This is a genomic window from Enterobacter sichuanensis, assembly GCF_002939185.1.
Taxonomy (GTDB): Bacteria; Pseudomonadota; Gammaproteobacteria; order Enterobacterales; family Enterobacteriaceae; genus Enterobacter; species Enterobacter sichuanensis.
Map to the genome: position 1 here is coordinate 1 of NZ_POVL01000083.1, position 10265 is coordinate 10265.

7 protein-coding genes and 1 pseudogene are annotated in these 10265 nt (G+C 44.1%); 4 read left to right on the forward strand and 4 right to left on the reverse strand.

The features are described 5' to 3' along the window. Positions 1-97 precede the first annotated feature (97 nt). Both C5687_RS22600 and C5687_RS22605 read right to left on the reverse strand, forming a co-directional pair. On the reverse strand, positions 98-328 hold the full coding sequence (locus tag C5687_RS22600; protein ID WP_000051066.1) for a plasmid partition protein ParG: 231 nt from the start codon (positions 326-328) through the stop codon (positions 98-100). 51 nt (positions 329-379) lie between these two features. Continuing rightward, the gene (locus C5687_RS22605) at positions 380-1000 is read right to left on the reverse strand and encodes a ParA family protein (RefSeq protein WP_000864788.1); all 621 of its coding nucleotides are present in this window, start codon (positions 998-1000) and stop codon (positions 380-382) included. Between the two features lie 294 nt (positions 1001-1294). On the opposite strand from C5687_RS22605, the gene C5687_RS22610 reads away from it, so the two are divergent. Beyond that, positions 1295-1942 carry a recombinase family protein gene (locus C5687_RS22610; protein WP_024262784.1) on the forward strand — a complete coding sequence of 216 codons (648 nt, stop codon included), beginning with the start codon at positions 1295-1297 and terminating at the stop codon, positions 1940-1942. Positions 1943-2118: 176 nt separating this feature from the next. Here C5687_RS22610 and C5687_RS22615 read toward each other — a convergent pair whose 3' ends face one another. Beyond that, positions 2119-2850, reverse strand: a complete 732-nt coding sequence (locus C5687_RS22615) for an HNH endonuclease (protein WP_045282355.1) — start codon at positions 2848-2850, stop codon at positions 2119-2121. Between the two features lie 946 nt (positions 2851-3796). Here C5687_RS22615 and C5687_RS22630 point away from each other — a divergent pair. After that, complete coding sequence (locus C5687_RS22630) at positions 3797-6004, forward strand: AAA family ATPase (RefSeq protein WP_104558031.1); 2208 nt, start codon at positions 3797-3799, stop codon at positions 6002-6004. Positions 6005-6006: 2 nt separating this feature from the next. Then, complete coding sequence (locus tag C5687_RS22635) at positions 6007-8589, forward strand: nuclease domain-containing protein (RefSeq protein WP_104558033.1); 2583 nt, start codon at positions 6007-6009, stop codon at positions 8587-8589. 78 nt (positions 8590-8667) lie between these two features. Here C5687_RS22635 and C5687_RS22640 read toward each other — a convergent pair. Beyond that, a pseudogene (locus C5687_RS22640) lies at positions 8668-8892 on the reverse strand (Tn3 family transposase); the annotation flags it as partial. 306 nt (positions 8893-9198) lie between these two features. Between C5687_RS22640 and C5687_RS22645 the strand changes: the two are divergent. Continuing rightward, positions 9199-10221 carry an IS110 family RNA-guided transposase gene (locus tag C5687_RS22645; RefSeq protein WP_000156886.1) on the forward strand — a complete coding sequence of 341 codons (1023 nt, stop codon included), beginning with the start codon at positions 9199-9201 and terminating at the stop codon, positions 10219-10221. Positions 10222-10265: the final 44 nt, after the last annotated feature.

The window sequence follows — 10265 nt, forward strand, 5'->3', positions numbered from 1 at the left end:
TTTGCAGAATCAAGTAACTATTGGCTGTTGTACATAGCCAGGGCTGCTTTGAGAACAGTTGTTTTGCGTCGGCCTGTCTGTTCGCTTCGGCTTCCAATTATTCGTTCTCTTTGAGCCAGTTATCTACAAGCTGGTTCACCACGTCAGTGATTGATGTACCTTTCCTGGCGCATGCAGCCTTAAACCGAGTGTGCTTTTCTTCATCAAAATTAACGTTAACACGTTTGATTTTTCCAGATGATACTGGTGCTGTTACTACTCGTTCCAGATCTCTGTTTTCACCAAAGGTCATTTTTTTTACTGACGTATGCGCTTTTTCAAGTGACATTCAGGCTACTCCGGTTTTTATACTTATTTGATTATATGAGTAAATGTGTAATTACTCAAACATTCTAACTATCTCTTTTGTAAGGATTTCTATTTCACCTTTTGCAGCACCATCACTGGATTCAAACACGCTGTCGCCATCAAGAATTGATTTCACGTAAACCTGACGTTGTGTAATAGCTGTACGAAATGCTTTAACACCGGTGTCTTTGATACTTTCTTTAAGCACATTCAACATGGTTGCCATTTCTATCTTACGGGTGATCAGAAAGCGGGCTTCAACTTTGCGGCTGTAAGCCTGTGCTTCCAGAACAGTAACGACGCTTCCTGCTGCGGAGAAATCCAGAGGGCTGGGGGTGACAGGGATAATTACCAGATCGCTTACCATGACGGCTGCGGAGGTGATTACTGAGAGTGAACCTGCCCCGTCCACAATAGCAAAGTCATAGTCCGCCAGATCTTTTCGGATTCCATAGACGTCTTTTTCAGATGCTGCTGTAAATACGTCAAATGCTGCCTTGCCCGCTTTGCTCCAGTTCGTCAGGCTCATTTGTGGATCTGTATCTACCACAGCAATGTTGTATCCGCTCCTGCTCAACGCAGTGGCTATGTTGATTACGGCAGTTGTTTTACCTGAACCCCCTTTCGGATTCAGAAATGAGATCACCTTCATACTCAAATCCTCAATTGTGAGTCTACTCAATTACTCCTGTGAGTTTTTGAGTTTATCATACTCTTTGTATGAGTAAAGGTTAATATGAGTTTATGTGTATATGAGTTAAGGAGTATCTACTCATTTGAGTTGTCTTGTGTATATGAGTGTTTGAGTTTATGAGTGTGTAGTGACAAGGTCACATCTACTCATTATTTGTTTTTTGGTTCTTTTAGAGTATGCCTTTAAAATACCATGCGAAACAGGTACTATATGGTTATGCTTTAATAACCTAAATTGAACTGGTTCGACATTGTGACTCATACCGTACCGCAAAGCTTTGTCCGGGCTTATTTACGCGCCTCAACATCTGAACAAGACGCTTCTCGCGCACTCGCTGCGATCGATAGCTTTGCTGATGAGCGTGGCCTTAACATCTGCAATTACTACATCGAGAATGAATCTGGTTCGCGGCTCGACCGACCGGAATTATTCAGACTGCTGAACGACTGCCGACAGAACGATATTCTCCTCATTGAAGATGTTGATCGGCTTTCACGCTTAACTGGTGAAGACTGGAACAGCCTGAAGAAGTTGATTCGCCAGAAGGATATTCGAGTGATGGCCATCAACGTACCGACAACCTGGATTGCTTCAGCGAGCCATGATTTTGATAGTCGCATGTTTGCTGCAATCAACGATATGTTGCTTGATATGCTGGCTGCTGTGGCTCGTCGTGATTATGAACAACGCCGGGAACGTCAAAGGCAGGGGATTAATAAAGCTCAAAAGGAGGGAAAATATAAGGGGCGTCAGGTCAATCAGGCTCGATACGATGCAATTAATCGGTTGCTCGATAGCGGTAGTTCTTGGAGCCAGGTTCAGAAAATTATGGCCTGTAGTCGAGGGACAATTAGTAGTGCTGTAAAATCGAGGGAAGATAAACGTGCTTTGAGTAAGTAGTTACAACACACAAGAAAATGTCTACCCGTCCTAGCTGGTTGGCTTGTGAGATGTTCCAGATCTATATAAATATCACCCGAAATTTCATCATCTGGATTTTCGAAGAGCCGTCCCTAACTCGTAAGGCCTCCTATTATATCGCCACTGAGCGTGGCGAGGTTATCGGGAAGTTATGTTCAACCTTGCTTGTTAACCGCCACTAATTCTAAAGCACCATAATGAGCTTGCCTATGGCAATTAGGACACAATGCTATAGCATTTTCCACGGAATCTTCCCCGCCTTTAGAAAGCCACTCAATGTGGTGAACTTCGAGAAATGGTGTACCATCTTCTTTCAAGAAAGGCGCATCACGCTTACAGCTTTGGCACTTACCCTTAGCCCTTAAAAGAACTTCGGCAACTACATACGGGCTTCGCTTATAAACTCGTGTTGTTACTTCGGTTAGCACTGGAGTTTTACTTTCCGTTGCTAAAATCTGTTTCCGTGTAGATGAGGGTAATTTAGCAGCAGCCTCTACTGCTTCTTCAAACTCCGACTTCACTTGACGGTAACACCATTTTCCTTGCTGATCCTGATATAACTCCCATATGCCATGAATAGAGGGTTGATAGATTTCAAAAATGTTTCCGCGCTTGAATAATCGATCATATTGATGATGGCGATGAGTCACATCATCTGTGCGTCTGGCTGTTTTGTTGAAACTCCAATAGCTCCGATTGCAATTAACCGTGTTAACTATTAGGTTAAGGCGGGTATCATCTTTATAGTGTGGGAATATTCCTCTAAGGTAATCATCCACTTGCTTAGCAGTTGCCGCCCCTCTGAACTGTTCCTCAACCACTCGCACAGTAGTGATTCTTATCGGTTGGTCGCCATACTTGTATGTTCGATTTGATTTTGAAAACATCAAGAGACCTCTGGCAATCTAAGATTTATCTCAGATTAACTTTCGAGTATAACTTGTGCAACCCTCTGATTTAGACAATTGCAGCCATAAAGCCCCGTTGGTGATACAGCAACAAGCGGAGCGTAGTGACGTCATCAGATTGTCAGAGGGATCACACCTTATCAGGATAACCGTGTACCTTTCGGAGCGTGACTGAAACGCTGATAGAACTTGCATGTGGTTTGCAAGAACCAATCACCATTAACCTGTTTACGCAGCCACAGGGCCGCACATCGGGATTAAATGCGGCTTTCAGACGGTGTACCTAAGCATCCTTGGAAGGCTTTGTGCACAAAGCTGCTATGCCCAAGGCTAACTAAAACCCAGTTACCAGAAAGTGCCTCTATCCAAAAAGCCAAAAAATATGCACAAGAGGCCGAGTTTTGGCAGCATGTTGGTAGCAAAATGCACTTTGTTATGGTTTCGGGTGACTCAATGAAAACGTTGGTTACGGTTTTTGCAGTAAAGTGAGTGAGCTAATGTAGTATTCGAAATTTCTGAATATTTCTTATGTGCCAAAAGCAGACCTTGCCAAAGCACGTTGTGCACGTTGCAAGACTTGACCCCAGACTTTCTTAGCGAAGTGTCCACTTTTGCTGGTACGGATCACTCGAAAGTGTTAGCAATAGAGTAGACGCGATATGAAGTTGTGTAGTGGTAAGTGGCACTGTCAACATTGGTGCTCATATCACGGATTCGCGAAACGCGATTATAGAAACTGTTGCCATATTAGACTTATGGTGTTTAATATCAGGAACTTAAAGAATTTATTGAAATGCTCGTTGGTGATTATCTCGCTAAAAAGTGCTAGATAAGAAGCAAAACTAAACCTGTTTTTCTCGAGATGTAGATGTGTTGAGTTTTCAACACGTAGGTAATCCCTTTATTTATTGTTTGAATAGAAATCATGGCTTTAGAACAAGTTATCTACAACCTTGAAGAGGTTAAAGGGCTCTCTGATGAAGAGCTTTACCAACGCCTTTATGATAGTTGGGGCTTGGAAAATCATAAAATTGATGTCTGGGGTGAACTGAGTATTAACGAGGCAGGGAACTGGGCTGGTATCCGTAACGCAAAAACTCTTAGTGGCAACCAAAGCATAGAATACCCTCTGGCTGATTCGCATGAATTGCAATCAGGTGTGTTTTTAACCCCATCAGTAGCAAAAATAGTGTTAGGCAATGACACTAAAGGGATGGTTGCTTGTGAACTGATGTTAGCATCCATCCCGCAAAGAGCTAAAAAAAACAACCCATTTCTATTAGCCGTCAATGATAAGACGGTTGAGCGTTTGACCTATCTGCCCGATGCATTACCTAATTTAGATCGGCAAGCCCTAATTCAAAATGAAGATGAAACACTGCTACGCAAAGTTATTTATGACGCAGAAGTTAAGCGCGTTAAACATAAAATCGCCTCAGAAACAGAAGCGTTAGAGGCAGCGTTGCAAGAAAAACAACAGGATATGACTGACAAGTTGGCGGAGTTGTCAGACGCATTCAAAAGTACACAGGATAAAATCACAGCATCAACGACAGAGCTTGAAAGCTCAATCAAGAGAAATGAAGAACTAAATAATGATAATCATCGGCTAAATCTGAAGATTCAGGAAAGCAAAGCTGAGTTAGACGTCATTATCGAAAAGAGCCGAAAAGTAGAGGAAAGTATGGCAAGAAAAGTCGAGAAACTAACAGATTTCATCAAAGAGAAAGCCATCTTCCTGAAGAGTTTTGAGTTTTTGGATGAGGAAGATTTCGACTTTTTTGTTGCAAGCCCCTTGTCTAATAAGGAGCGTGGTGAACATATCTCTTTTTCACAAGCCCTTTATTCAAACTACAGCGATGCAGTTTCTTACATTCAAGCGTACCTCAAAGAACGAGACATCCTGTACCCTCGCCATATTATCGAGAACTTCCTAACGCTTATTCGCACCAATGATCTCATCATTCTGGCGGGGGACTCAGGCTCAGGCAAAACAAACCTGGTTCAGTCGTTTGCCAAGGCTATTGGTGGGGTATCTAAGATCATTCCGGTTAAGCCTAACTGGACTAGTTCAGAAGATTTGCTGGGCTATTACAATCCCCTAGAGAAGAAATATTTGGCGACACCATTTCTTGAGGCATTGATCGAGGCTAAGCAAAACCCAGATATCCCATACTTCATCTGTTTAGACGAAATGAACCTTGCCCGAGTGGAATATTACTTTGCCGACTTTCTTTCTAAGCTAGAGGAGCGTAACGAGCAACCGACCATTCAACTTTACTCGGATGATGAAGCTGCACACGTTCTTGCCGAGCTAAAAGGGGTTGTTTCTGTCATTTCTAACGCGCAAGAAAAGTTCAGCAAAAATGGCATCGTGGACTTCGTTGCGCTCATGCAAGATGAAGAAATTAACGCTGAAATGAAGCGCGCGTTTGGCTTTAGCGATAAAGACTCACTGATTAAATACCACGGTGATATCAGACGTATGTTGGCAGGTGTTCTCGGCACGCCTTCGTCAATCACGATTCCAGCGAACGTAAGAATTATTGGTGCTATCAACATCGACGAAACAACCCATTACCTCTCACCAAAAATACTTGATCGTGCACACGTGATGAAGTTCAAGAGTCCTTTGCTGACCGACTGGGATGCTATTTTTGATGAGATTGACTCTTACGGGCTCGACGACGTTACTTTACCGCTAGTGTTTGATATTGAAGAGCTTGGTGAGCGTACCCCTTATCCGAAATTTGAACGTTTGAATGAATTCTGCGAGTTATTTACGACTTTAAACCGCGATGTTTTCGACCCGCTTGGCGTGGAATTTGGTATGCGAACTATTCGACAAGGGCTTAACTATGTAAGTTTATTTAGCGATGTAAACGATAATAAGTCTCTGGCCATCAACAACTTTATCGTTCATAAGGTGCTACCAAAATTCACATTTGATGGCGATAAGCAAGTGGGTGATTACAGTAAAGCTGAGCTTGTTAGCCGTGTATTCTTACCTCGCCTTGAGTCGCTGCTGGACAACCAAGTAGAAATAGCGGCGGAGTTTTCATGCACCAAATCGATAGAGCGTTTAGTTAAAACGGCTGAATCGAATGATGGCGTTGTGAACTACTGGGCGTAATCATGGAAACTCCATTCGTTATCAAGTTTATCGAGACCAAATGGCACGATAAGCAAACCTTAGTCAGTGTTAGCGAGTCGGAGTACTCGCTAAAGCTTGAGCAGACGGGGAACAATGCATTTTCCGCACACACCACCATCTACCCTAAGGTCGATGAGCTACGTTTTGCTCAACTTGCGATAAAAACTAAGCAGGGTGATCAGTCTCCGCCTTACATTGTCATGCCTAATGGTGATAGAAAGCAGTTAGAGTCGATAACCGATCCCGCATCTAATGCTGTGTGGTGGGTTGAGCCTGCTCATTGGGACGCAAAACAACGGGTGTGGCGCAGTGAAGCGAGGCGAACGGCTGGTCAGATCACGTTTGTTATTGGTAACTCGACACTAAAGCTTGATATTGATATCTCCGAACAGACCAAATCGGATCTTTCACGTTACCTGTCAGATTTTAAAGCGGACCTGTGGGAGCTGATCCTCGATGAGAATAGTCATATCACGGGCGACGCTAAAAATTCACAGGTTGCAGCCATCGACCAAGAAGCGCTGTCATTAGTCGCATCAATTCTTAGCAATGCACAAACCATCCTCAAAAAGCCCAAAGTTGAACTGAAAGAAATTCAAGCGTTAAAGCCAGCAAAAGAAGTACGTCCTGTTCCACGTACATTTATGGAGATTTGTACCAAAGGTTCGCGTAAGCATTTAACGAGCCGCGCATCTGAGCCGAGTTACAACGTGCCAGAAAACCAGTATGTGCTGTATGTGGTTTCGAGCACGCTGAGCATTGTAAAGCAATTGGTTAAGGTGGCTGAGAGCAAAAAGAGTCGTTTTTCTGGGGCTATTGAAAAGCTCAATGAGCGTTTAGACAGTTTAAAAGACTATCGTATTATCAACCGTGACCTAGTAGTTAAAGACTTAGAACGACTTAAAAAGCGCTTTGATACAGAAGTAATCAATGCCGAGTTGGCGAGTCAGTTAGGTGAAATTAATGCCAATAAATATTTTTCGCCAAATCATGCCGCTAAAGGTTACCTCAGATTAGAAAAAACCACAGGATCTGAGAATGAGTGGTGGGCGAAAATTAAGCCGTCCCAGCATGATGATTGGCAACAGTTTGAACTTGATGGATATACTATTTTTAGTTCTGGTGAGTATTACGCGAGCTTGTTTCAGCCATACAGCGACTATGACATGGTGGCGATTATGCCTCCTCCCTCTAGGAGAGGAACAGCTTCGATCTTGTACCCAGAGTACATATCCAAACTAACGATTCTGGCGGATTCACGATCCCTCTTAAGAGATAAAGAGAAGTTTTCCAAGTTGCGCGAGCAAGGCATTGCTCTAAATGAAAATGGTTGGAAAACGAAGCTGACACCGGAAGAGCTCTCTGAACAGGAGAAAGAACGAGAGACAATTCGAAAGCGCCTTAGTTACTTTGCTAGTGAGCATGAAAAAGTAGGAATAGTGCATCAGGTACTGGCGCCCAAAATAAAGCCTTTCCAGCAAGTAGAAAAAGAATGGCGTCAATGCAAAGTCAAAAGTAAAAGCACCTTTCCTAACTCTATGACTTTTGTGCAAAACCCTGCCTATCAAGCGGTTCACTCGGGTTTTAAAAAGTTAAAAGAGCAGATTGGCTTGGCCGATGAAGACATTTTACTTTCGCTGGAGAAAATCGAGGCGATTGGACTAGTCAACATGCCACTAATTTATGAACGTTGGTGTTTGCTGCAAATCATCAAAGTGCTGACTCAGGCATTCCGATATCTGCCAGAGGACAACTGGAAACGAAAATTGATTGCGAATATTCAAGGCAATGAAGAACAAATCAGCATTCAGTTTTTCAACCCTAATGTTTCAAGAAAAGTCACCTTGCAATACGAGCCGTTCTTAGCCAATGGTAAGCGCCCTGATTTTGTTTTGGATGTAGAAGCGATTACCAAAAGTGGTAACCAGATTTCAAAGCGGTTAGTCGTCGATGCAAAGTACTATTCTGCTGCCTATCTCAAGCTTAGAGGCGGGATCGGTGGGGTTATCCATGAACTTTACAACGGCAAAGATTATAGCGAATGCCAAGAAAACAGTGTGTTTGTTCTGCACCCCGTGTTAGATGCGGTTGAGAAAGTCGTATCTCCACAGGAATGGGCGAAAGACAGTTATTTGGGCGAACTATCCATGTTTGATTGGGAGCCAGCATACCATCAACGTCAAGCTACAAACTATGGTGCAGTATGTGCTAACCCAATGAAGTCGCAACGCTATCTTGATGAAATCCAACGTATGCTAGGGATGTTTCTACAGTACGGCATTGAAGACAATACATCTTTTCGAGGAGCATCGGATGATACTCATGCGGTGAATTTTTGTGTTTCTTGCGGGTCTGAAAAAGTAGTTGATGTAACGAAATCAATGAGTTCAAATAATCAAAAGCGTTGGTATCGGTGCAATGAGTGTACACACTTTACCGTGTATACCCACTGTGGTACATGCAATACACGATTAATTAAGAATGGCGAGTATTGGACCTATTTGTCTTTGATGCCTATGTCTTCAATTAACATAAAGTGTCCAAACTGCGAGTCTCCCGCATGACGGGTTCTATTTGGGGTCTGACGCTCAGTGGAACGAAAACTCACGTTAAGCAACGTTTTCTACCTCTGACGCCTCTTTTAATGGTCTCAGATGTCCTTTGGTCACCAGTTCTGCCAGCGTGAAGGAATAATGGCCGAGCATATTGATATGTCCGTGGCAAAGCGGGGAGAGGCGTGCGATATCTTCATCATTCAGTGTTTCACCTTGCGCCCGGAGATGATCCAGGGCTGCCTGCATATACATAGTGTTCCATAACACGACGGCGTTAGTGACCAGCCCCAGTGCGCCCAGTTGATCTTCCTGGGGTCAGTTTGGAGATCGGAAATTTTTGTACGTTAAGCGCATTATTTAACCAATCTTGGTTCGTAAGGGGTTGATTTTGCGTCAGTGGCTATCGCTTTTAAGTTGTCGCTCTTGCAGTATCGCATTTAGGTTATCCGATTAAGGTCAAACCTCTGAAAATGCCGTATAGCGCGGGAGTACACCCTATTGCTACAGGTAAGCCTGTTCAAAAAACAGGCTTACCGAATGGAAGGGACTTCCCCTGGATATGTGCCTGATTAGCTCTTGTGCAATCATGGGGTAAACATAGCCCTGGAGGGATTCGTTATGACTATCACTACTGTCGGTATCGATCTTGCTAAAAATGTGTTCGCTGTTCACTGCGTTGATCAAAATGGAAAAACTGTTCTGGTTAAACCTAAAGTATCGCGTGCTGCACTTCCTGAGTTAATTGCAAGCCTGCCTCCCTGTGTTATCGGGATGGAGGCGTGCTCAGGCGCCCATTACTGGGCAAGAGTGTTTCGGCAGTATGGCCATGAGCCCCGTTTGATGGCTGCAAAGTTCGTATCGCCATATCGCATGGCCGGTAAATCAGGAAAAAATGATGCAGCTGATGCCCAGGCTATTTGTGAGGCTGTCCGTCGCCCGCATATGCGGTTCGTGCCAGTGAAGGATGAGAGCCAGCAGGCGATGCAATGTCTACACCGTACCAGACAAGGTTTTATCGAAGAGAAAACAGCAACATATAACCGATTAAGAGGTTTGATATCTGAATTCGGCGTCATCGCTCCACAAAGTACAGATGCCCTGCGCCACATCGTTTCTGAACAGAAGAATTCTTTGCCGCTTCAGGTTCAGCAATGCGTTGATGATCTGCTGGAACACATTAATCGCATTGAAGATAACATCGCTGAATATGACCGGATCCTGTCCCGCATGGCAAAAACGGATCACCGCAGCCAACGACTGATGGAACTGAAAGGGATTGGTCCCACAACGGCCTGTGCGCTGGTCGCCAGTATCGGTAATGCCCATGATTTTAAGAATGGACGCCAACTGGCAGCCTGGCTGGGACTTACACCATCACAGTACAGCAGTGGCGGAAAATCAAAGCTTGGCAGAATAACGAAAGCGGGCGATTCATATCTGCGAACGCTTCTGGTTCAGGGGGCCCGTTCGGTTTTGATTGGTGCAGAGAAAAGGACTGACTCATTCAGCCGTTGGGTTTGTAAGTTGGTTGAGCGCAGGGGGTACTGGCGGGCTGTTGTAGCCATCGCCGCCAAAAACGCGAGGCTGTGCTGGGCATCGTTGCATTACGGTGATGATTTCAGGCTGTACTCAGCCAGCTAAAGCACAAAGCAGTATAACCATCTGACCTGCAACTCGTTGATGAA

What these genes read in the sequence shown, in the direction of transcription:
- C5687_RS22645 (WP_000156886.1), top strand. Translation starts at nt 9,199, where the DNA reads ATGACTATCACTACTGTCGGTATCGATCTTGCTAAAAATGTGTTCGCT.
- C5687_RS22615 (WP_045282355.1), bottom strand. Translation starts at nt 2,850, where the DNA reads ATGTTTTCAAAATCAAATCGAACATACAAGTATGGCGACCAACCGATA.
- C5687_RS22605 (WP_000864788.1), bottom strand. Translation starts at nt 1,000, where the DNA reads ATGAAGGTGATCTCATTTCTGAATCCGAAAGGGGGTTCAGGTAAAACA.
- C5687_RS22600 (WP_000051066.1), bottom strand. Translation starts at nt 328, where the DNA reads ATGTCACTTGAAAAAGCGCATACGTCAGTAAAAAAAATGACCTTTGGT.
- C5687_RS22635 (WP_104558033.1), top strand. Translation starts at nt 6,007, where the DNA reads ATGGAAACTCCATTCGTTATCAAGTTTATCGAGACCAAATGGCACGAT.
- C5687_RS22630 (WP_104558031.1), top strand. Translation starts at nt 3,797, where the DNA reads ATGGCTTTAGAACAAGTTATCTACAACCTTGAAGAGGTTAAAGGGCTC.